The 22,031-nt window shown below is 71.6% G+C and carries 21 protein-coding genes and 2 pseudogenes; 16 read left to right on the top strand and 7 right to left on the bottom strand.

The window, feature by feature from the left end; translation table 11 throughout:
• The first annotated feature begins 160 nt into the window (after positions 1-160).
• The 4 genes from J2S46_RS02640 to J2S46_RS02625 all read left to right on the top strand — a co-directional run bounded on the left by J2S46_RS02640 (position 161) and on the right by J2S46_RS02625 (position 4,520).
• The gene (locus J2S46_RS02640) at positions 161-1,348 is read left to right on the top strand and encodes an agmatine deiminase family protein (protein WP_191291445.1); all 1,188 of its coding nucleotides are present in this window, start codon (positions 161-163) and stop codon (positions 1,346-1,348) included.
• Between the two features lie 204 nt (positions 1,349-1,552).
• Positions 1,553-2,998, top strand: a complete 1,446-nt coding sequence (locus tag J2S46_RS02635) for a glyceraldehyde-3-phosphate dehydrogenase (RefSeq protein ID WP_191291446.1) — start codon at positions 1,553-1,555, stop codon at positions 2,996-2,998.
• Between the two features lie 432 nt (positions 2,999-3,430).
• Entirely contained in the window at positions 3,431-4,036 is a 606-nt protein-coding gene (locus J2S46_RS02630; protein WP_191291447.1) for a MarR family winged helix-turn-helix transcriptional regulator, read from the top strand.
• A 79-nt stretch (positions 4,037-4,115) separates the two neighbouring features.
• The gene (locus J2S46_RS02625; protein ID WP_191291448.1) at positions 4,116-4,520 is read left to right on the top strand and encodes a nuclear transport factor 2 family protein; all 405 of its coding nucleotides are present in this window, start codon (positions 4,116-4,118) and stop codon (positions 4,518-4,520) included.
• Between the two features lie 76 nt (positions 4,521-4,596).
• Here J2S46_RS02625 and J2S46_RS02620 read toward each other — a convergent pair whose 3' ends face one another.
• Positions 4,597-4,851 (bottom strand): hypothetical protein, encoded by a 255-nt coding sequence (locus J2S46_RS02620; protein WP_191291449.1) that lies wholly within the window; start codon positions 4,849-4,851, stop codon positions 4,597-4,599.
• Positions 4,848-5,057, bottom strand: coding sequence for a hypothetical protein (locus J2S46_RS02615; RefSeq protein WP_191291450.1), 210 nt, complete (start codon positions 5,055-5,057; stop codon positions 4,848-4,850). The genes J2S46_RS02620 and J2S46_RS02615 overlap by 4 nt, the downstream gene beginning before the upstream one ends.
• Positions 5,058-5,552: 495 nt before the next feature.
• Between J2S46_RS02615 and J2S46_RS02610 the strand changes: the two genes are divergently transcribed.
• Together J2S46_RS02610 and J2S46_RS02605 are read left to right on the top strand one after the other, a co-directional pair.
• Entirely contained in the window at positions 5,553-5,972 is a 420-nt protein-coding gene (locus J2S46_RS02610) for a nitroreductase/quinone reductase family protein (protein ID WP_191291451.1), read from the top strand.
• Between the two features lie 117 nt (positions 5,973-6,089).
• The gene (locus tag J2S46_RS02605; protein ID WP_191291452.1) at positions 6,090-6,308 is read left to right on the top strand and encodes a hypothetical protein; all 219 of its coding nucleotides are present in this window, start codon (positions 6,090-6,092) and stop codon (positions 6,306-6,308) included.
• A 249-nt stretch (positions 6,309-6,557) separates the two neighbouring features.
• Here J2S46_RS02605 and J2S46_RS02600 read toward each other — a convergent pair.
• A pseudogene (locus J2S46_RS02600) lies at positions 6,558-6,674 on the bottom strand (helix-turn-helix domain-containing protein); the annotation flags it as partial.
• Between the two features lie 521 nt (positions 6,675-7,195).
• On the opposite strand from J2S46_RS02600, the gene J2S46_RS02595 reads away from it, so the two are divergent.
• A complete protein-coding gene (locus J2S46_RS02595) occupies positions 7,196-8,758 on the top strand; it encodes an RICIN domain-containing protein (protein WP_191291453.1) in 1,563 nt (520 codons plus the stop codon).
• Between the two features lie 277 nt (positions 8,759-9,035).
• Here J2S46_RS02595 and J2S46_RS02590 read toward each other — a convergent pair whose 3' ends face one another.
• The gene (locus tag J2S46_RS02590) at positions 9,036-9,215 is read right to left on the bottom strand and encodes a hypothetical protein (RefSeq protein ID WP_191291454.1); all 180 of its coding nucleotides are present in this window, start codon (positions 9,213-9,215) and stop codon (positions 9,036-9,038) included.
• Positions 9,216-9,358: 143 nt separating this feature from the next.
• Positions 9,359-10,075 carry a hypothetical protein gene (locus tag J2S46_RS02585; protein ID WP_191291455.1) on the bottom strand — a complete coding sequence of 239 codons (717 nt, stop codon included), beginning with the start codon at positions 10,073-10,075 and terminating at the stop codon, positions 9,359-9,361.
• Positions 10,076-11,527: 1,452 nt separating this feature from the next.
• On the opposite strand from J2S46_RS02585, the gene J2S46_RS02580 reads away from it, so the two are divergent.
• The 3 genes from J2S46_RS02580 to J2S46_RS02570 all read left to right on the top strand — a co-directional run bounded on the left by J2S46_RS02580 (position 11,528) and on the right by J2S46_RS02570 (position 14,485).
• Positions 11,528-12,622 (top strand): ice-binding family protein, encoded by a 1,095-nt coding sequence (locus J2S46_RS02580; protein ID WP_307348482.1) that lies wholly within the window; start codon positions 11,528-11,530, stop codon positions 12,620-12,622.
• Positions 12,623-12,650: 28 nt separating this feature from the next.
• Complete coding sequence (locus J2S46_RS02575; RefSeq protein WP_503129175.1) at positions 12,651-13,289, top strand: class F sortase; 639 nt, start codon at positions 12,651-12,653, stop codon at positions 13,287-13,289.
• 387 nt (positions 13,290-13,676) lie between these two features.
• Positions 13,677-14,485 (top strand): IS5 family transposase gene (locus J2S46_RS02570; RefSeq protein WP_191291457.1). Its coding sequence is split into 2 segments (ribosomal slippage): positions 13,677-14,016 and positions 14,016-14,485, totalling 810 coding nucleotides; the frame shifts between segments, so codons are not numbered across the junction.
• A gap of 66 nt (positions 14,486-14,551) precedes the next feature.
• Here the strand turns inward: J2S46_RS02570 and J2S46_RS02565 are convergent.
• The gene (locus tag J2S46_RS02565; protein ID WP_191291458.1) at positions 14,552-15,475 is read right to left on the bottom strand and encodes a transposase family protein; all 924 of its coding nucleotides are present in this window, start codon (positions 15,473-15,475) and stop codon (positions 14,552-14,554) included.
• Positions 15,476-16,890: 1,415 nt separating this feature from the next.
• On the opposite strand from J2S46_RS02565, the gene J2S46_RS02560 reads away from it, so the two are divergent.
• The 4 genes from J2S46_RS02560 to J2S46_RS02545 all read left to right on the top strand — a co-directional run bounded on the left by J2S46_RS02560 (position 16,891) and on the right by J2S46_RS02545 (position 20,640).
• Complete coding sequence (locus J2S46_RS02560) at positions 16,891-17,577, top strand: type III effector protein (protein WP_191291459.1); 687 nt, start codon at positions 16,891-16,893, stop codon at positions 17,575-17,577.
• Positions 17,578-17,765: 188 nt separating this feature from the next.
• Entirely contained in the window at positions 17,766-18,236 is a 471-nt protein-coding gene (locus J2S46_RS02555; protein WP_191291460.1) for a hypothetical protein, read from the top strand.
• A gap of 95 nt (positions 18,237-18,331) precedes the next feature.
• A complete protein-coding gene (htpG, locus tag J2S46_RS02550; protein ID WP_191291461.1) occupies positions 18,332-20,272 on the top strand; it encodes a molecular chaperone HtpG in 1,941 nt (646 codons plus the stop codon).
• A gap of 176 nt (positions 20,273-20,448) precedes the next feature.
• Positions 20,449-20,640: a hypothetical protein gene (locus J2S46_RS02545; RefSeq protein ID WP_191291462.1), complete on the top strand. Its 192-nt coding sequence runs from the start codon at positions 20,449-20,451 to the stop codon at positions 20,638-20,640.
• A gap of 35 nt (positions 20,641-20,675) precedes the next feature.
• Here J2S46_RS02545 and J2S46_RS02540 read toward each other — a convergent pair whose 3' ends face one another.
• Positions 20,676-21,047: a hypothetical protein gene (locus J2S46_RS02540; protein WP_191291463.1), complete on the bottom strand. Its 372-nt coding sequence runs from the start codon at positions 21,045-21,047 to the stop codon at positions 20,676-20,678.
• A 101-nt stretch (positions 21,048-21,148) separates the two neighbouring features.
• Between J2S46_RS02540 and J2S46_RS02535 the strand changes: the two genes are divergently transcribed.
• Both J2S46_RS02535 and J2S46_RS40770 read left to right on the top strand, forming a co-directional pair.
• Entirely contained in the window at positions 21,149-21,583 is a 435-nt protein-coding gene (locus J2S46_RS02535) for an Hsp20/alpha crystallin family protein (RefSeq protein WP_191291464.1), read from the top strand.
• Positions 21,584-21,806: 223 nt separating this feature from the next.
• Positions 21,807-21,908: pseudogene (locus J2S46_RS40770) on the top strand (hypothetical protein); the annotation flags it as partial.
• Positions 21,909-22,031 lie beyond the last annotated feature (123 nt).

Raw genomic sequence — 22,031 nt, 5'->3', positions numbered from 1 at the left:
GGGCGGCACGGCCCGCAACGGTCGTGCTGTGCGGTGCCGGAGGATCCTGACCGTCCGGCCGGGCAGTTCCGTCCGTATTATTGACCGAGCGCTCGGTCAATAATACGGTCCTCCCCAGTCGGTCGGACAGGTCCGCCCGACGGGTGACGGGAGGCCAGACATGAACGAGCACGACCCCCAGCACGGCTCATCCGGCAGCACACCCACGCACGCGCTCGGCAGGAGGAACTTCCTCGCCGCGGCCGGGCTCACGCTGGCCGGCGCCGCCGGCGCCACCGCGCTCGGCGGCGCCACCGCGCACGCGGCCGGCGGTGCCCCGCGACCGGCGGGCGCCGCGGCGGCGGCCTACGCCGTCCCGCTCGACACCGTCCGGCACACCCGGACCTGGATGGCCTGGCCCGACAGCTCCGCCATCTGGGGCCGCCAACTCGCGGGCGTCCAGGCGAACATCGCCCTGATCGCCAGGACGATCGCCAAGTACGAGCCGGTCGTCATGTGCGCGAACTCCGCCAGCGTCTCCAAGGCGCGGTCCGCCTGCGGATCCGCCGTCACCGTCATCGGCACCATCCCGGTCGACGACTGCTGGATGCGGGACTCCGGACCGGTGTTCCGCACCAACGGCGCCGGCGGGCTGGACGCCGTCGGCCTCAACTTCAACGGCTGGGGCAACCGGCAGACCCACGCCAAGGACGCCCTGGTCGCCGCGAGGGTCGCGGCCTACGCCGGAGTGCCGTTCACCGCCGCCGGGTTCGTCGGTGAGGGCGGCGCCGTCGAGACGGACGGCGACGGCCTGCTGATGGCCACCCGGAGCAGCCTCGTCGACTCCCGGCGCAACGGCAGCAGGACCCAGGCCCAGATCGAGGCGGCGATGTGCGCCGCCTACGGCGCCACCAAGGTGGTCTGGTTCCCGGGGGTCAGCGGCCAGGACATCACCGGCGACCACGTCGACGCGACGTCCAGGTTCCTCGCCGACGCCACCGCGCTGGTCCAGGCGCCCCTCGCGTCCGACACCGACGTCTGGTCCAACGACCAGCGCCAGCAGTACCAGGCCCTCTCCACCGCCACCGACCCCCAGGGCAACCCGATGTCGCTGTCCCGGATCCAGGGGCCCGACTACAACCTCATCCGCTCGGCCGACCCGAACTTCGTCGGCTCCTACGCCAACTACTACCTCTGCAACGGCGCGGTCGTCTCCGCCCAGTTCGGTGACAACCGGGCCGACGCGGCGGCCCGCGCGACGCTCGCCAGGGTCTTCCCCGGCCGGGTCGTCGAGCAGCTCGACATCGACAGCCTCGGCGCCGGGGGCGGCGGGATCCACTGCGTGACCCAGCAGCAGCCCGTGCCGTAGGCCCCGCGGTGACCGGCGGGCCCGCCCGGTGCGACGGGCCCGCCGGTCACCCGCCGCCGGCCGTCCCGCCGGCCGTCCGGCGGGGCGGCTGCGGCGGCAGTGGCGGTGCCTTCGCGGGAACGCGCTGATCAGGAGGGTCCCCGTACTCGTCGAAAGTGGCCGAAAGGTACCATGTGAACGTTGCCTAACCCGAAAGATGAACTTGTGACTGTCAATGAAGACGTGTTCACGGACTGGAAGAACCGCGAGGAGATCGCGGAGGCGATGATTCCGATCATCGGCCGGCTGCACCGGGAGCGGGACGTCACCGTCCTCCTGCACAGCCGTTCTCTGGTGAACAGGTCGGTGGTGAGCATCCTCAAGACCCACCGCTTCGCCCGCCAGATAGCCGGTGAGGAACTCTCGGTCACCGAGACCATGCCCTTCCTGCAGGCGCTCACCGCCCTCGACCTCGGCCCCTCCCAGATCGACGTCGGCATGCTCGCCGCCATGTACAAGACCGACGACCGGGGCCTCTCGGTGGCGGAGTTCACCGCCGGCGCCGTCATCGGCGCCACGGGCGCGAACAAGCTGGAGCGCCGCGAGTCCCGCGACGTCGTGCTGTACGGCTTCGGCCGGATCGGCCGCCTGCTCGCCCGCCTGCTGATCGAGAAGGCCGGCTCCGGCAACGGCCTGCGGCTGCGCGCCATCGTGGTGCGCAACAGCGGTGGCGAGGACCTCGTCAAGCGCGCCTCGCTGCTGCGCCGGGACTCCATCCACGGCCAGTTCCACGGCACCATCACCGTCGACGAGGCGAATGACAAGATCATCGCCAACGGTCACGAGATCAAGGTGATCTACTCCAACGACCCGACGTCGGTGGACTACACGGCGTACGGCATCAACGACGCCATCCTGATCGACAACACCGGCCGGTGGCGTGACCGCGAGGGCCTGTCGAACCACCTCCGCCCCGGCATCGCCAAGGTCGTGCTGACCGCGCCGGGCAAGGGCGACGTCCCGAACATCGTCCACGGCGTCAATCACGACACCATCAAGCCGGACGAGCGGATCCTGTCCTGCGCGTCCTGCACCACCAACGCGATCGTCCCGCCGCTGAAGGCGATGGCGGACGAGTACGGCGTGCTGCGCGGCCACGTGGAGACCGTCCACTCGTACACCAACGACCAGAACCTGCTGGACAACTACCACGGGTCGGACCGTCGCGGCCGCTCGGCGGCGCTCAACATGGTCATCACCGAGACGGGTGCCGCCTCCGCCGTCGCGAAGGCGCTGCCCGACCTCGAGGCGACCATCACCGGCAGCTCGATCCGCGTGCCGGTGCCGGACGTCTCGATCGCGATCCTCAACCTGCAGCTCGCCCGCGAGACCAACCGCGCGGAGGTGCTCGACTACCTCCGCAACGTGTCGCTGACCTCGCCGCTCAAGCGCCAGATCGACTTCATCAGCGCGCCCGACGCGGTCTCCAGCGACTTCATCGGCTCGCGCCACGCCTCCATCGTCGATGCCGGCGCCACCAAGGTCGAGGGCGACAACGCGATCCTCTACCTGTGGTACGACAACGAGTTCGGCTACTCGTGCCAGGTCATCCGGGTCGTCCAGTACGTCTCCGGCGTGGAGTACCCGACCTACCCGGCGCCGGCGGTCTGATCCGTCGCGCCTCCCCGCCCGCCGGTGCGTCCGGCGGGCGGGGGAGCCAGGGCGGTGGGTGGCGCAACCGGTTCCGGCCGGTCGCCACCCACCGCCCTGTCTGCTTTCCGGCGGGCGGGGGTGGAGCCCACCGAGCCCGTTTCGGGTCGTGGGCCGGGGCGGGGATCTCAGGGGGCTGGAACGTTCGGACGCGAGCCGCCCGGGCACCGGACGGACTCGACGGCCTGGGGCGCGTTCCTCGCCGTCGTGCCTTCGGTCCGGCTCCCGGGCCGGCGGTTCCGGGGGCGCCGGCCGCTCCCGCCCCGGGGTGAAGCCGGCGGATCGGCGTCGGCGGCCCGGGTGACGGCGGATCAGATTCGTTCGGCGGCAACGGCATCGGGAGTCGCGAGCGGTGGCGCCGTAGTCCCGGCCGAGGTAGGGTACTACTTCATTATGAAGGACGTACATAATTCCGAGGGCCTGGCCCACGACCTGGACGGCTCGCTCTACGACCTCGGCGTCCGGGCGTCCATGCGGGTGTTCGCGGCCGGTGACGACACCGGTGCGCTGGAGGCGGCCGCCGCCTTGCGGGCGGCCTCACAGGCGATCGACCGGCTGCGTGCGCAGGGGGCCGGCGGGCGCGGGCTCAGCGCCGGGGCGCTCGACGTGCTCGCGCGGCTGAGCGCGGCCGGCGAGGAGGAGCAGCTGAGCGCGGCCGGCGAGGAAAAGGGGCTCAGTATCGGCGAGTTGGCCCGTGCGGCCGGTGTGAGCTCCCGCAACGTCACCGGCCTGGTCGACACCCTGGAGCGGGACGGCCTGGCGCGGCGGGTCCAGGACCGGCACGACCGCCGCTCGGTCCGGGTCCGGATCACCGTGGCGGGCCAGGACTGGCTGGCGGCGTTCCGGCAGCCCACCCAGCGCGCGATGTCCGCCGTCTTCCAGGGCTTCACCGAGGCCGACCTGGCCCGCCTCCGGCACCTGTGCCTGCGCCTGGTCGAGAACCAGCACCGGATCGAGGAGTACCTGGGCGCCGGCCGACCCGACCGGCCGGCCCCCTGAACCGTCCGGTCAACCGCCCTGCCGGGCACCCGACTTGGGCACCACCCGCCGACCCGCCCCACCGATCCCGGAGGACCGCATGACCACCGACCCGACCACCCGGGACGTCGTCAGGACGTACCACGAAGCCCGGTTCCGCGGGGACGTCGCGACGGCCGCCGCCCAGATCGGCGAGGGCTTCCTGTTCCGCAGCCCGTTCATCACCTCCGAGAGCGCGAGCGGCCATCTCGACGGCCTGGACGGGCTGCTGGCGGCCGTCACCGGCGTCGACCTGGTCGGGGAGCTGTACGGTGCGACCGAGGCCGTCCTGGTGTACGACGTCCGGACGGTGCCGGCCCTGGGGATCACCCAGCGCACGGCAGAACACTTCCGGCTCCACGAGGGCCGGATCACCGCGATCACGCTGATCTTCGACTCCGCCCCCTGGCAGGCGGTGATGGCCGCCGCCGGGCCGGCCCGCGACGACGCCCCCTCCGGGCGGTGACCCGAGGTCCGTCCGGCCCGACAGGTCGCTGCCGCGGCGCCGGTGGTCGGGGCTCCGGCGTGGGGCGGCACCCCGGTCAGAGCACGGTGATGGCGAAGACCCAGAGGTGCGGCGGCTCCGGCAGGATCGCGTAGTGCGCGATCGCGGCCGGGGTGGTGACGACCCGTACCGTGTCGTCCAGGTCGTACCGGTCGGCCTGCGGCCACGACCACGGATCCGCGGTCGCCTGCTCCAAGGCGGCCCGCAGGTCCTTGCCGTCGTCCGCGGCCAGCTCGCGCACGGCCAGGCCGACCTCCCGGGCGAACCGGGCCTCGTACGGTCCCCGGCTCACCGGGCCGGCACCTCGTCCGCCGGCTGCGGAGCCGTCGTCCGGGGCGCGCCCGCTGGGCTCGTCGCGGGGCCACCGGCCGGCCTGGCCCGGCCCGGGGCCGGACGGTTCACGGGGTCGCCGGGGCCCGGGCCGGTCGCGGTCGCTGCCGCGCGGGCCGCCGAGGTGGACCGCTCGGGCAGCTCGGGCAGATCGGCCAAGGTGGACATGGTGACCACCATACCGAGGCCCGCCCCGCGCCGTCGGCGCTCCGGGCACTCCGCCGCGCTGTGGCGCGCCCCGCGCGGAGCCGGTCAGGGGCCCGGCGGCCCGCCGGTGCTCCCGGGCCGGCGAGGGGACGGGAGCGGGCCGATCGCCTGGTCGCCACCTGCGACGATCCGGGCTCGTCACCCGGGACGGTGGCGAGGGGGCGCGCTGGGAGGCGTGGCGGATCCGGCCGCGGACCCGCGGACCTCACGGCCGCGGACGGCGGGCCGGCGCGGTCAGCCGCACGGTGACCTCGCTGCGGTTCCGCGCCTTCGGGCCGGCGTCGGCCTCACATTCCGGTGCACTGTCCTGTCGTAACGGGTGGAGGCCCGGAGCGATCGAGGGAGACGGCGGATCATGCGGCACCCGCCTGCCTCGTGCCCACCTGCCCGCCCCCGCTCGCAGCGGGCCCGCATCGACCGCGAAGGGCTCGCGGTACCCGGAAAGGACTGACATCCATGTCGGAACGTTTGCAGCCCAATCAGTTGGTGATCGACGCACTCCGGTCCGCCGGCGGAGCGGTCGGCGGTGACTTCGAGGGAGCGCGCCTGCTGCTGACCACCGTCGGTGCCCGCAGCAGGCAGCCGCGCACGATGCCCGTGACCTACCTGCCGGAGGGGGAGCGCCTTGTGGTCTTCGCCGCCAACGGCGGCAGGCCGAGTCACCCCGGCTGGTACCACAACCTGCTGGCCGACCCGGTCGCCCGCGTCGAGGTGGGCAGCGAGACGTACGAGGTGACGGCGACCGAGGTCGAGGGCGTGGAGCGGGAGCGGCTCTGGGCCCGGCAGTTGGAACACACGCCGTACTTCGCCGGATTCCAGGAGCGGGCAGGGCGTCGGATACCCGTCGTCGCCCTGACGCGCGCAGCGCGGCTCTGACTCCGGCCTGTTCGTCCCGCCACCTGAGTCCCCACCTGCGTCCCGGTTCGGGCGTCCCGCGTGGCCGGGCCGAGGTCGTGGCCTCGGCCCGGCCGGCGGCCTGCCAGACTGGGGATCATGACCCCTGATCGTCGCAGCCTCGGGCTGCCTGCCTTCTCCGAGCCCGCAGCCGACATTCCCGTGCCCGCCCGGTCGGGCGGACCCCGGCCACCGTCGGTCGAGCAGGGTGCCGACTTCCGCCAGCCGCCCGGCGAGACCGTGACCGAGCCCGCCCCGGCCCGGCGCCCGGCCGCCGCCGAGGGCCTGACCTTCTCCCACCCCGACCGGCCGATCTGACCGGTTCCGGCTCCGCCCCACGACTCCGACCTGCGAGTGCTCCTGGCGCCGCTGCCGGCCGGCACTCGATCATCGGGTCCGATCCGCGAGCCCGAGATGCTCGGCGGTGCGAGGCCGGGCACCCGGCCCGCACCGGGACCTCCGCTGTCGCGGGCGTCCCGCCTCGGCGCGATCCCTCCCGACCAACCCCGCGCTGAGGCCGCGGTCGTGCTGCCGCTCACGCCCGACCCCGGCCCGGCGGCGGCCTTCCTAGGATGTCGCAGGGGCGTCCGGCGGGTCGCTGACGCGGTATCCGACGCCCGGGGTGGTGGTGATCACCGGGGGATCACCAAGCTTGCGGCGGAGTCGGCCGACGGTGACGGCCACCGGCGGCGAAGAGATCGCCCGGCTCAGGGCCGACGTTGAAGCGCTGGTCGGCGCCCTGCAGCAGCCGATGACGGAGGACCGGATGCTGCAGCAGGCGCCGTCCAAGGGGCTTGGCGTAGTCCAGATACTGCCGGAGCCGAGGAACAGCCGCGCCACGCACCCAGTACCGCCCGACCCCACGTAATCGTCTCCCTGGATCCGCTCCTGGTACGTCAACCGGCAGCGCCCGCCCATCGCGGACGGACTCACGCCAGCCGTCCCCGCAGCAAGCCATGGGGACCGCAGCACACAAGGACGCACGGCCGTTCCGAGCATGCGCCGGGCGTACATACGAGCTCCACAGTTGGTGCCTATGCCTCCGTGCGCCTCTGGGTGGGGGCGTGGCACTGAGCCGATGATGGCTCACGGTTCAGACCGCCGGTACCTGGCGGCGTCTCACAGAGCCGGGCCCGGGAAGGCCCCGCCTCCCGCGCGCCAGGTCTGCCGCTTGGCGGGTCCGGGCGCCTTTTGGAAGGACGTCCATGTTACGCAGGTCCACCGCCCTGCTCCGCCTGCTGATACCGGCGGCGCTGCTCGCTGCAGGCGTCATCGTGCCGCTTTCGGCAGGCACCGCCTCCGCTGCGAGCCCCATCTGTCTGAGGGGCAACCTTCAGTTCGACTACCAGTCTGCGGAAGCGGGCACCGCGAAGCCGACTCTGACCCGGGCCGCCCACAACGCCTCGGTCGAGCTCTGGGGCCGGGAGACGCCGGACGACACCGAGCACAAGCTGAACACCGACACCCAACTGACCGGTGCGGCCGACGGCTCGTTCAACAGCTGCTACACCCCGGTCACCACCCCCGTGATGTACCAGATGTTCTTCCGTTTCGCCACTCGCAACAACCAGGTGTGGAAGGTCGCCAACTCCAGCGGCACGGTCTACACCTACGACACGCCGACGCTGTTCAACGTATCGTCGAGCGGCTCTATCGGGATCGTCAAACCGGCGACCGACGCCCGCGCCTGGCACGCCTTCGACACCGTCAACCTGCTCTGGTCGCGCCGGGCCAACTCGACGACTCCGTGCTGGACGACCGCCGAGGCGAACGCCGCGACCTGCACCACGCTGACGCTGCGCTGGCAGAGCGGGTCCGTCGACGGTCCGTACTACGACCTGTCGAACACTGTGCACCCGTCGGACGCCGACCCGGACTCCGAGCGCACCGTGCTGCACGAAGTGGGCCACTTCTTCCAGAACCGCCTGTACAACAGCACGTTCCCGACCGTCACCAACTGCAACCCGCACTTCATCCAGCGGGTGTCGTCCGCCACCTGCGCCTGGACCGAGGGCTTCGGCGATTCAGTGGCCGCTTACCTGCTGGGCGACCAGCGCTACGTGTTCCCGGACGGCTCGTCCTCCTCGTTCACCGCCGGCGCGTTCTGGCAGACCGGAGACCAGGTGCAGGGCAACGTGGACGGCGCGCTGCTCCAGCTGTGGAACCAGGTGGACGGCAGTTGGGACCGCACCATCACCGGCCTGGCCTCCCACACGCCCGCAACCTTCGCCGACTGGTTCAAGAACGTCCGCCCCACGGCCGTGCGGCCGCTGTCCACCACCGGCGCCGCGCTGACCGCGCTCGACACACACCTGATCAACTACGGCCCCACGATCGTCGACGACAACGCCTACCACGCGCTCAGCAACGGCGGTGGCGTCGCCCTCCAGCGCACCGGGGGCTGCGGCGTTTCCCTCTCGACGGTGGCCCAGTTCGCAGCCCTGGACACCTCCCAGGCCGCACAGCGCTGGAAGTTCACCTCCAACGGCGATGGCACCGTGCGTATCTACGACAATTGCCTCGTCCCGCTCTACCTGACCGCACCGGCCACCGCCGGCGGCCAGGCCACCCTGCAGGCCGTCTACCTCGGCGCCCCCAACCAGCGCTGGACGGTCACGCAGAACGCCGTCGGCACCTACACCCTGACCAACGCGGCCGCTGGCCTCGTCCTGGCCAGCAACGCGACCTCCGGCCAGGCGGTCACCGCCGACACCGCTTCTGCCAGCTCACCCAGCCAGGACTGGGCGTCGGTCTTCTCCGTCTCCTGACATCGGCGCAACCGGCCCTGAACTTTTCTGATCCGTGTGCTCAGGATCCGGACCGCAGTCAGCCCCCCACACAGGCAGGAAGCCGTCGCCCCGTCGGTCACGGTGAGCGCTGGTTCGCGAAGCACCGGCCGGGTGATTCTCCATCGGTCCGGGCATAGAAGCAGGGGCTCCTGCACAGTTCCTGGGCGTCGAGCCCGAGAGCAGCAGGAGCCCCTGCTGCCGCCGCAGCCTTCCGTGCAGGAGACGAGCGCATCCAACAACGGCTTTCAAGGCAAGCTCAGTCCAACACGCTGAACTTGACAGAGAACGAGTCCGCGACGACGGCGCGCAGGCTGACGACCTGGGTCGGCGGGAGGTCGCGCAGCAGGGTCGACTTGCCCGAGCCACTCGCCCCGATCATGACGACCAGATCGCCGGGTTCGACCGGTGCGAGGACGGAGGGCTTGGTGGAGAGCATGGGTGATCCCTTCGGTGGGTGGGTCCGGTTGGGCGCCGGCGGGGGAGGGGTCCGGCCGGGTGACCGCGCCGCGCGCCACGGCGCACTGCCGTCCCGGCCTCGATGGCCGGGAGGGCAGTGCGCGGCGGGTGGCGGCGTCAGGGTCAGGTCCAGGCCTCGGTGGGGTCGTCGCTGATCTGGGCGGGCGGGGTGGTGGCAGCGTCCGCGTCGTTGGTGAGGAAGTCGGTGGTGGGCCTTGCGGTGGTGCGGGTGGCAAACGCTGCGATGACGCGCTCGGTGTCGGGCAGGTCGGTGCCGAGCTGGGTGCGGGCGGCCGTGTGCAGGTCGGCGAGGGTGGCGTGGAAGCCGTGGTCGGCGACGGCGAGGTCGGCTGCTGCCAGTGCGAGCAGGTCGAGCCGGTCCGGTCCGGTGGCGGCGACCGCGGTGAGCTGGGCGAAGGCGGCGGCCCACTGCCTGTCGGAGCGGTCCCTGACCGGGCTCGGGATCAGGGCGGAGGCGCCGACGCGGCCCCGGCCGGCGATCCAGTACCGGACCGGTACCTCGATGGCCTCGGCGAAGAGGATCTCTCGGCGGGTTGACTCGCCGAGGTAGAGGCGCTCGTCGGTGACCACCAGGACTTCGTCGGCGACGGAGATCTTCGCGAGGTGCAGGGCGTCGAGGCGGGCCTTGAGGGCGTGGGCGGCGTTCGAGTCCTCCCACAGCGGGTGCGGGTCGCGCATGTTGATGCCGGGCGCCAGCACCATTCGACCGGCGGCGGTCTCGTGCAGGGCGGCGTCGGCCATGGCCTGCCACATGCGGGTGCTCCCGCAGATGGTGACCGTCGGCGGGAGCAGGTCTCCGGTGTCGGGCGTGTACGGCAACGGGTCCTCCGGGCGTGAAGTGGTGTGCGGCCGGGCGGCCGCGCCACACACCACGGTGCCCGCCGCCCCGGCCTGGATGGCCGGAAGGGCTGGCGGTGGTGGGCAGCGTCAAGGCCCGGGTCGGCGTCTGGGTGCGGCCAGTTGCTCCACGGCAGCGCCCGCCAGCGCGGGGGGCCTCGGTACGGGCCCGGTCGAGGACGTCGTGGCCGGCTGCGCCGCGCAGGGAGTAGGAGGCGCGGGCGGCTTCGCCCGCGGCGCTGGCGAGGTCGGGTGCGAGGATGGAAAGGGTGGCCAAGGGGCCGGTGATCTCGCCCGCGTACACCGACTCGTCGGCGCCGGTGAGGCGCAGCCGCTCGCGGGCCCGCGTGGCGCGTCGGTGGTCGGCGAGAGCGGTCACCAGCGCGGTGCCCCCCGATCAGCTTGCGGCGTCGGTCCAGCTCGGTGCGCTCGGCGCGGGCGGCCTGGTGCTGGAGCGCAGTGACGGTCAGGGTGCCGATGAGCGTGCCGACGACGCCGACCAGGGCGATGCCGAGTTCGGCGGCCATCACGTACCACCCTGGTGCGGGACCGTGGGGCGGAGGCCGGTGAGTGCTCGGGGCGCCGGGACCAGCGCACATAGTCGACGGCGCTCGCGGCGTAGAGCGCCGGTCGTCGATCGGGCGAGGGCCCGGCGACCGCTCCGGTCAGGCCGGCAGCAGCGGCTCGATCCGGGCCACAGCTCGTCGTCCACGATCCACGGCTTGTTGCCCACGCCACCACGAACGGACGAATCGTCACATCGGTAACGCCCACCAGCAGCGATTCACAAGATCGTGTTACAAGTTCTATCACGGGTCTGTTCCGGGTGGGGGCGATGGCCTTTGACGGCCACGGCGGCCCACCATGCTGCCGCCGGACGTCACCTGTCGGCCGCTCTGTCGGAGCGTCCAGGCGCACGAGCCTCCGAGACGGCGGCCTCCGGTGCCGGGTCGTCGACTCGCCAAGGCACCCGACAACTGCGACGTCCCCGCCATCCTGAAGGCCGCTCGCCGTCCATCCCAAGGGCCCCTTGCCTGAGCGCGAACTCGGCCTCATCCGTTTAGTAATCCTCGCAGGACCCGCGAGCGGAGTGCCGGCCGACGGACGGACCGGTGACATGACGGCAGCGTTCTCGGAGCGCCACGGCGCAAGCAGGTCGACGGGTGACAAGAGCACTGTCCCTTGCGGCGGGGATTCCACCTGACGGCGCGCCAGCCATCCGGGTCCACGGAATCCGACCGACGCATGGTGCTATTAGTCAGCATGCAGAGAACCGCTGGTGCGGGACGCGGATCGGGTTGTTTCCGCCACGCTCGCGGTCCTCCCCTGCCCACGACAGCCGGTCTCGAACGGCCGGCCGACGGCGCGATGAGATCGCAGCACAGCTGCTGCGGCTCCCGGTTCATCACATCCCCAAGAAGGGTTCTTCCTCCCATGGCACCAGACACAGGCCCGTCCCCCGCCCGCATGGACGCAGTCCCCAGGGCCTGGAGGAGGTCGGCGCTGGCTCTGCTCCCCGGGCTGGCCGTACTGGCGAGCACCGTCGTCGCCTCGGGTCACGCCCATGCCGCCGAGGCCCCGGTGGGCCTCGGCACGGACGGGAGTTACGCCGTCCTGGGCGGGTCCACCGTCACCAACACGGGCCCCAGCGTGATCAACGGCAACCTCGGGCTGAGCCCCGGCTCGTCCGTCACCGGGTTCCCGCCCGGCATCGTCAACGGTGCCCAGCACGTGGCGGACGGGCCTGCCCTTCAGGCCCAGTCGGACCTGGTCATCGCCTACAACGATGCTGCAGGCCGCGCTCCCACGGCCAGCGTCGCCGGCGATCTGGTCGGGCGGACGCTCACCGCCGGCGTCTACAACTCCTCCGGCCCGCTGGGCCTGACCGGGACCGTCACCCTCGACGCCCAGGGCGACCCCAGCGCCGTGTTCATCTTCCAGATCGCCTCGACCCTCATCACCGGTTCGGCGAGTGCCGTGTCGCTCCTCAACGGCGCGCAGGCGTGCAACGTCTTCTGGCAGGTGGGCAGCTCCACCACCTTGGGGACGAACTCCTCCTTCAAGGGCAACATCCTGGCCCTGACCTCGATCGCGGCCCAGACCGGCGCCGTGATCGAGGGTCGCACCCTGGCCCGCAACGGCGCCGTCACGCTGGACACCAACACGATCACCAGGGCGAACTGCACCACCACGGTCCCCTCCCCCAGTGCGTCGGCCTCGGCCTCCCCCATTGCATCGGCCTCTCCCGGCGCCCCCAGAGGAGGAGGGACCCCCGGGGGACCCGGCGGCAACGGTGGTCCCGGCGGCAACGGCGGCGGCATTCCCGGAGTTCCGGGCAACGGAGGTCCGGCGGCAGGCGGCGGCAACGGACATGGCGGCCCGCACGGCAGTGTCAACACCGGCGGGGGCGGCAGCCAGCTCCCCGACACCACCAAGGTCATCGCCGGTTCCGTGCTGCTGACGGCGGTAGCCTCCTGGTTCGGTATCCGCGCCGCGCGCCGCCGCCGTACCGGCGATGCCACGTCCTGACCTCCGGGCCGCACGGCGGGCCGCCCGCATGAGGCGCCGCCGGCTCGTGGCCGCCACCGTCGCCGCAACCCTCGCCACCGGCGTGTGGCTGCTCCACCAGGGTCTGCAGACCGCGGGCCCGCCGCCCGCGCCGGTCACGACCACCGGCACCCCGGCTTCCCCCGCCTCCGGCGACGGGGGAAGCCGGGGTCAGGGCGGTCCCCCGCCGCTCACCGCCTCGGAGCCCGTCCGGATCAAGATCCCCGCGATCCGCGTCGACGCGCCCGTCAGTGCTGTGGGTCTCGACCGCGACCAGCGTCTCAGCACGCCCCCGACCGGGAACAAGAACCTGGCCGGCTGGTACCGCGACGGACCCAGCCCCGGAGCAGCCGGCAACGCCATCACCATCGGCCACGCCGACACGGACAAGGGGCCGGCGGTCTTCTACCGCCTCGGCCTCCTACGCCCCGGCGACAAGATCGAGGTCACCCGTCGCGACAGGACGACAGCGGTCTTCACCATCGACGCCGTCAAGGTCTTCCCGAAGAACGCCTTCCCCGACGCCACCGTCTACGGCCCCACCGCTCGCCCGGAGCTACGCGTCATCACCTGCGGCGGTGCCTACGACAAACACACCGGCTACCGCTCGAACACCGTCGTCTTCTCCCATCTCACCGCCACCCGCTGATCCGTCAGCGTTGCTGCAGGAGGCAGGCATTCCTCACTTCCACCGCACCCTCTGTCGTGCCAGTACGGAGGCGCCGAGAACATCTCCGATCTGACGAGGCCGCGCAGTTCGCCGTCGGTGCCGTCGCCACTTCCGCGCCAAGCAGTGCCCTGGGTGACGGTGAAACCGACCTGCCCGCGCTGGGCGCGGTCATCGACGGTGCCTGCCCTCGCCTCCGTCGGGGGAGGGTCGTGAATCAAGCTCGCTGACGGATCACCAGATCGGGGCGGTTCCTGACGGGTCGGTTTCGTCGGAGTCGGAAACTGCCGATGCCTTACTGATCGTTTCAGAATGAGTTCGGTTGGGGGGCTTGGCAGTTGAGGTGTTTGGACGACAGAGTGCTGTGCTGTGTCGGACGAACTTGTACCTGTTGACTTGTGGGAACGGGTGGCGCCGTTGCTGCCGCCGCGTCCACCTCGGCGCCATCGGTATCCCGGGCGGCTGCCGTCCGACGACCGTGCCGCGCTTCGCGGCATCGTGTACGTGCTGTGCAAGGGCGTGAGCTGGCGGGACGTGCCCGCGGAACGGACCGGCTGCAGTGGGGTGACGGCCTGGCGGCGGCTGCGGGACTGGACCGAGGCCGGTGTGTGGCCGCGCCTGCACGAGGTTCTCCTCGCCGAGTTGCGAGTGGCAGGTCTACTGGAGATGGACGACGCTGCGATCGACGGTTCCCACGTCAGGGCGCTCAAAGGGGGGATCACACCGGACCTTCGCCGGTCGATCGGGGCCGGCCGGGCAGCAAGCACCATCTGATCGTCGACCGGCACGGCACCCCGCTCGCCGTCACGCTGACCGGCGGAAACCGCCACGACGTCACCCAGCTCCTGCCGCTCCTGGACGCGATCCCACCCGTCCGAGGTCTGCGCGGACGACCACGCCGACGGCCCCGAAGGCTCTTCGCCGACCGTGGCTACGACTTCGACAAGTACCGCAGACTCCTCCGCCGCCGCGGCATCGCCCCGAGGATCGCTCGCCGCGGCGTCACCCACGGCTCCGGGCTCGGGAAGATCCGCTGGGTAGTGGAGCGAACGTTCGCCTGGCTCCACCAGTTCAAACGCCTGCGGATCCGCTACGAGATACGCACCGACCTCCACCACAGCCTGCTCCAACTCGCCTGCAGCATCATCTGCCTACGACGACTCCGAACCTCATTCTGAAACGATCAATTACGACCTGGTGCGTGATTGCGGTGGCGATGTGATGGCCCGAGGGGCTGCTGTTGGTCAGGTGGTGGCGGTGCGGTCGGAGACGAGGCCGGCGACGGCGAGGTAGGTGGCGGGAAGGGTCTCTCGGCGGTGGGTCCAGCGAGCCAAGCCCTTCCAGCGCTTGTGATCGGCGAGGGCGTGCTCGACGGGGATGCGCTGGGAGGAGTGTTCGTGGCGTGCCCGCTCGCGGGCTGCGTGGACTTCCGGTGCGGCGATCTTGTTGGGCTTCCTTGGTGGCGTGACGGCTTTGCCAGGATGGTCGCGTCGCAGGCCCAGGTAGCCGTCATCGAGCAGTACTTGGACATTGGGGAATTGCCGGAAGAGGTCGTCGATGCCCTCGCTTCGTATGGCGGTGGTGTCGTGCATGCGTCCTGGGCGGAGGTTGCCGGCCCACAGGGTGCGGCCCTGTGCGTCGGCGACGACGGTGGTCTTCATCGTGTTCTGCTTCTTCTTGCCGGACACGAAGGCCCGCCGTCCGCCGCGGTGGGAGGCCGGGCGGCGGACCTGGACCTCAGTGGCGTCCAGCCGCAGGACAACGCCCTCGGCCTGGGCATAGGCGAAGACGTCTGCCAGGGTCCGCAGCCGGATCCCGGGGCGGTCGGGAACCGCGAAGCCGCGGGCGGCGAGCAGGCCGCGCACCTCGCTGATCGACCGGCTGATCGTGGAGCGATCGACACCGAACAGCAGGCCCAGGACGGCGTGCGGCAGATCGTGACGCAGATGGATGAGCGTGGCACTCACCCGATCGACGAACACGAGCCGGTGCCTGGCACCCGCCCCGGCAGCTCGTTGCCGCGTCCCGCCGCGGGCCGCGTCACGCCGGCCCTCGACCACGGCCTGCCACGGAGCAGCCAGTTCGACAACCAGATCCGCCAGATGCCGCCGCGAGATACCGGTCAGCACCCGATGGCCCAGGACCGCACGGCTCACCTTGATCGTCACACCGTCAGATCATGCCGCCCACAACGCTGCTGGTCACATCGCCACCGCAATCACGCACCAGGTCGTTAGGCATGGGTCCGAGGAGGAAAACGGGTGTCGGCGTACTCACGAATGCGTCGGATGTGGTGGCGCCGGTCGCCGCGGGCGCCGTCGGGTGTCGTGGGGCAGAGTGTCGATCCCCTCGCGCAGCACCTTGGCGATCCAGTTCGCGACATCGGCCGGCATCCGGACGGTGCGCCGCGCCCTTACGGAGGGCGGCGCCGGCGCTCCTCTCCCGCGGCGAGTCCGACTTGCCTGCGCTCGTTCACGGACCAGGGTTGTGGCGCCGGTGGGTAGGCCCGGGCGGGACAGGCCTTCCGTCCCGGTGGCCCTGGGGTGCCGGCCGGAGGGCGGCGAACGGGTGACCGGGGCGTTGCGGTCGCGAGGGGACTGCGGCCACGATCACCAGCATGGGCACGGAGCGGCCGGCTGGACCTGACGAGCACTACCTGACCATGACCGCTGAGGCCTACGGGTGGGAGACGCTCTGGGGTAGGGAGGGGCTTGCCATGTGCTGCGGGTCGGACGATGGAGTCCCCACGTCCGGGCGCAGGTCACTCCGGGCGGCTTCTCACCTGGACAGGGGTGTGGCCTCGGGAGGGGCCCGAGCCGAGGCGTGTGGCCTCGGCAGGATCTGGGGCGAGCTGTCCGGTGCGCGACCGACGGTGGTAAGCCATTCACAAAGTCATCACGCGGGGTGGCGTAGCACTTACGGAGGTAGCCCATCCGGGAGCTCAGCCAGGCGTGCGGCACGCGCCGTGAAACGCTGGGACCTGATCCGCCGCCGGCGCCGGGACCCGCAGATACTGATCGAGGAAATGATCGCGCCGACCTGGGCAGGGCCCGGGACGTTCGCCTTGGCCTGCTTCACCCGGCGCAGCCATGGACCGCTGTCGCGAGCTTCGCCAGTGACTCGCGGCCAACTGCCGCACCCGGGCGCACGCGTAGTCCGCGCAGGCAGGAACCCAGCCTCCTGCGCTGACCGGCTGAGCATCGTCTGCATCAGCGCGGCCGCCGCTCGCGGACGTCCTGGAGGACTTCGCCGAGCATGCGCAGCCGCCGGAGTCGAACGCGGACGTCTGGACAACCACCGGTGGCCCGCATGACGGTGGCAACGCATCGTCCAGGTGCCAGCGGACCTTGCGGACTGGCGCAGCCGGCAGCCTGGCGCCGAACTTCAGGCCCTCGCCGAAGGCGCCAGCGCCTGCAACCAGGCCCTGCCAACACTGCTGCCGGTCCGGGGTCGGCGCCCAGCGAGTGGTGGGACCGAGGCGGGCAACCGGTCGGCGAACACAGGCGCTCCCGGGGCGGGTCATTCGTTGTAGTATGTCATCCATACGACGACAAGCCACCCCAGTCAGCGAAAGAGTGACGACATGGATATCCAGGACACCGGCGCGGCCGGGGTGGGGCCAGCCTCGTTCCTGGCCGCCGCCGCCGCGCTGGGCATGATGGACGCCGCCGCCCGCACCGCCCGCCACGCGCCCCCGGACGACGCAGGCCAGAGCGATCCGCAGCAGGCCCTCTCCGCGCTCTTGATGCTGCGCCACCTGCGCGAGGAGCTCGCTGACTGGGAGACCGGCCTGATCGAGACCGCCCGCGACGCCGGTGCCACCTGGGCCGACCTCGCCGAACCGATGGGCGTCCAGAGTCGCCAGGCCGCCGAACGCCGCTACCTGCGCCTGCGTCCCAACGCTGACGCCGGCACCGACGCGGGCAGCACCGGCGAGCAGCGCGTCCAGGCCACGCGCGACCAGCGCGCCGCCGACCGCGCGGTGGCCACCTGGGCCCGCGACAACGCCGCCGACCTGCGCCGCCTCGCCGGACAGATCGGCGCCCTGGACTGCCTCGGCCCCCAAGCGGCCCCTGCCATAGATCGCCTCCTGGATGCACTGGGCCACCACGACCCCGCCCGTCTGCTCGCCCCGCTCGCCGAGACCCGGCCCCTCCTGGAGGCGGACCACCCGAAGATCACCGACCGCCTCGATCAGCTCACCACCCGAGCCGACCAACTGCGCGCCGACAGCGACCGGCAGCGCCGCACACCGCCAGTCGGCACGTGACGCCCCGGGGCGCGCCGCCGCCGGTCCGCGGCCCGCACGCTGTGGACCGGTTTGCCGCCATAAGCCTGCGCGCGGCATCTGCCCCGCTACGTGGGGCGCGAGTTGACGCCCGACGGCTACCGGCGTGCAGACCGCCCGTATCTTCCGAACCGTGACGGCCGCGCCGTCCCCGACCCCACCCGCCTCCCATGACTCCAGCCGACCTGCAGCAGCTGCTCATCGAGCGTGCCCCGGGCATACCGGGCATTACCGGTGCCGGCAAGCGTGACGACGACAGCCCCTACGGACTGACCGTAACCCTGGCGGGCGGCGGACAGGTGTGGTGGACCATCACCGGCGCCAGCGGCCCCGCGTCCACCATCACCACCGGCGACGGTGACGGCGACGGGAGCGTGGAGGTGCCGGAGCTGACGGGCTCGTCGGTCCCGGTCGCCCTCGTCGAGCAGGCCCTGGTCGCCGCCGCCACCGCGGCAGACGACCCGGCTGGAGGGATCGTGCGCGTCGACCGGTACAGCACGCGCCCGGACCCGCCCGCGGTCCGCTACGGCGCGACGCTGGAGTGCCGCGACGGCTGGAAGCTCTTCCTGTCCTGCTACGGCACCGCCCGCCCCGGCCACACCCGCCCCGAACAGCCCTACCAGCCCCTCAGCCACATCTGAGCACCCCCCGGGGGGCCGGCCACGCAACGCGCCGGCCGGCCCCGGCAGCTTGACCCGATCCGAGCCCTTTCCACCACTCGAAGGAGAAGCCTCCCGTGGCCAGTCCGACCCAGACGCTGGAGTTCCAGGCGGAGACCCGCCAGCTGCTGCAGCTGGTGATCCACTCGATCTACTCGAACAAGGACATCTTCCTGCGCGAGCTGATCTCCAACGCCTCCGACGCCCTCGACAAGCTCCGCCTGGAATCCCTCACCGACTCCACCCTCGGGGCCCCCGACCCGCAGATCATCCTGGAGGTCGACAAGGGCGCCCGCACCCTGACGGTGCGGGACAACGGCATCGGCATGACCCGCGACGACGTCGTCGACCTGATCGGCACCATCGCGAAGTCCGGCACCGCCGGCCTGCTGGCGAAGATCAAGGAGGCGAAGGACGCGGACGCCGCCCAGCACCTGATCGGGCAGTTCGGCGTCGGCTTCTACTCGGCGTTCATGGTCGCCGACAAGGTCACCCTGCACACGCGTCGCGCCGGCACCGAACAGGGGACGGTGTGGGAGTCGGACGGCGAGGGCACCTACACCATCTCGTCGGCCGACGGCCTGCCGGTGGGCACCTCGGTCAGCCTGCACCTCAAGGCCGAGGACAGTGAGGACGGGCTGGGCGACTACCTGGCCCAGTGGAAGATCCGACAGATCGTCAAGCAGTACTCGGATTTCATCCGCTGGCCCATCCGGATGGCCACCGAGCCCGTCAGTACCACTGCCGACGACAGCGCCGACGCCGACGGTGAGGCTGCGGGCGAGCTGGAGACGCTGAACTCGATGAAGGCGCTGTGGGCCCGCCCTCGCAGCGAGGTGACCGAGACCGAGTACAACGAGTTCTACCAGCAGATCAGCCATGACTGGCAGGCCCCGGCCGAGACGATCCACATGCGCGCCGAGGGCACCTTCGAGTACGAGGCGCTGCTGTTCATCCCCACCCACGCCCCGTTCGACCTGTTCTCCCGGGACACCAAGCGGGGCGTGCAGCTGTACGTCAAGCGGGTGTTCATCATGGACGACTGCGACGCGCTGATGCCGAACTACCTGCGCTTCGTCAAGGGCGTGGTGGACGCCCACGACCTGTCGCTGAACGTCTCCCGCGAGATCCTGCAGCACGACCGCCAGATCACCGCCGTGCGCCGGCGCCTCGTCAAGAAGGTCCTCGGCGCCCTCAAGGACATGCAGACCAAGAAGGGCGAGACCTACGCGAAGGTGTGGGACCAGTTCGGCCGGGTCCTCAAGGAGGGCCTGATCGAGGACCGCGACAACACCGACGCGCTGCTGGAACTGGTCAGTGCCGCCTCGACCAATGATGCGGAGAAACCGACCACGCTGCGCGAGTACGTCGCGCGGATGAAGGACGGCCAGGACACCATCTACTACCTGACGGGCGAGAACCGGACGATGGTGGAGAACTCCCCGCACATGGAGGCCTTCACCGCCAAGGGCTACGAGGTCCTGATCCTCACCGACCCCGTCGACGAGGTCTGGACCGACCAGATCCCCGCCTTCGACGGCCACCGCTTCCAGTCCATCGCCAAGGGCCAGGTCGACCTCGACAACGACGCCGACGCCGAAGGCAGTGACGAGGCGAAGGCCGAGAAGGCCCAGCGCGAAGAGGACTTCGCCCCCCTCCTCACCTGGCTCCAGACCAACCTGGCCGAGCACGTCAAGCAGGTCCGACTCTCCACCCGCCTGACCACCTCCGCGGCGTGCCTGGTCGGCGACGCCCACGACCTCACCCCCACCCTGGAGAAGATGTACCGGGCCATGGGTCAGGAACTCCCCCCGGTCAAGCGCATCCTCGAACTCAACCCCACCCACCCCCTTATCACCGCCCTGCACCAGGCCCACCAGGCAGGAGTCGACAACCCGGCGCTCGCCGACGTCGCCGAACTCGTCCACGGCAGCGCCCTGCTCGCCGAAGGCGGCGACCTGTCCGACCCGGCCCGCTTCACGCGCCTGTTGACCGACCGCCTCACCCACGCCCTGTAACCCCCGCCGGGGTGCGGCCCGCCGTACAACCGACCAGCCCGGCCGGCCGCACCCCTCACCGCGCTCGGCCATCCCCGCCAGGCGCACGCCGCAGGGAAGGGGCCTGGGGCGCTGCACCCGAGCCGCATCGAACCCGAGCGTTCCCGCCGGAGCCGACCCTGGGCCCGGCGGGACGCGTGCGCAGCGCCCGGCTCGGCATCCGCAGAAAGCCAGCGACCGCCCTGCTGGCCGACATGCTCCACGCCGCCTCCCAGCACGGCGTCACCCTCGACACCTTCGACTGGGTCGCCGACCTGCCCGGAAACTGCTACGCCGCCGTCGTCTCCCCTCTGCACGCGCGAACCACCGAGTGGGCCACGGCCAGCTGAACTCGACGAGTCGGGCCACGCCTCACCGTCCCCTTTCACCGACGCTTCGCGCGGGCTGCTGCGGCGCCGGCTCCCCCCTGAAACGGGAGAACACGCAGCGGCCCAGGAGGGTGGGCGAGGTCGGCCCAGGTGGCGCCGCCGTCGCGGGCGCGCTCCACCAGGCCCGCTTCCCAGCCGGCGGGATCGATGCGCAGTTCGCGCAGCAGCACCAGGGCGGACAGGGCCGGCTCGGGGCCCTCGTCCGGTGCACCGGTGCCGGACCGGGTGGTCGGGCGGGTGTTCCGGGCGGTGCGGACGGCGTCGTCGATGGCGGCGAGCGCGGCGGCCGCGGCGAGGAAGGACGCCGGTCCCGTAGGCGGGCCGCCGCTGGTGGCGGGTGCGTCGGGCCGCTTTCCCTTAGATGTCACTCCTTTGGCGACTCAGGGGTTTGTCATCGGATGGATGACATGCTAGAACGGTCTGCAGGTGAAGCGCACTGGCTCCCATTGATCAGTGGAGGTGTTTCGCGATGCTGATGCGCACTGACCCGTTCCGCGAGCTGGACCGGCTGACCCAGCAGTTCCTGGGCACGAACGGCACCTGGTCGCGGCCGACCCCGATGCCGCTGGACGCCTGCCGGGTGGGCGACGAGTACGTGATCTGCTTCGACCTGCCCGGGGTGGACCCGGACGCGATCGAGGTCGACGTCGAGCGGAACATGCTGACCGTCAAGGCCGAACGCCGCCCCCGCCACCAGGGCGACGAGGTGAAGTGGGAGCTGTCCGAGCGCCCACTCGGCGTCTTCTCCCGCCAGGTCATGCTCTCCGACACCCTCGACCCCGCAGGGATCAGCGCCGACTACGACACCGGCGTGCTCACGCTGAAGATCCCGATCGCGGAGAAGGCCAAACCCCGCAAGGTCGAGATCAGCCACAGCGCCAGCCGCAAGCAGATCCAGGCCTGACCCCTCCCCGGACCGCCGTCCCGCACCGCCAACCCCCGGGCCCTGCGGGACGGCCCCCGGCCGGCTCCACCGCCCGGCCCCGACCGACCCGGCACACCACGCCGTACGGGCCGGGCCGACAGCGGGAGACCACCATGCGCGACGACCACGGGCAGGAATCCTTCGCGCTGCGGGCGTGCGGCGAGATCGACCTCGACACCCGCCCCCGCCGCTGCGCCGAGCTGTGACTGCCGCGCTCGGGGCACATCGGGAGGCGGTGCTCGATGTGTCGAAGGTGACATTCATGGACTGCTCGGGCCCGGGTGCTCTGGTTCGGGCCCGCAACCAGGCCGACCGGTGCGGCAGCCACCTGGTCCTGCGCGGAGCCGGCTGCCACGTGGTCCGGCTGGGCAGCTCACCGGTCCGCACCGGCGCCTGGTCGTCGAGCCCTGAACGGGCGTCGACGGCG

This window comes from Kitasatospora herbaricolor, from assembly GCF_030813695.1.
Lineage (GTDB): Bacteria > Actinomycetota > Actinomycetes > Streptomycetales > Streptomycetaceae > Kitasatospora > Kitasatospora herbaricolor.
This window is presented reverse-complemented; position numbering and strand designations above follow the sequence as displayed.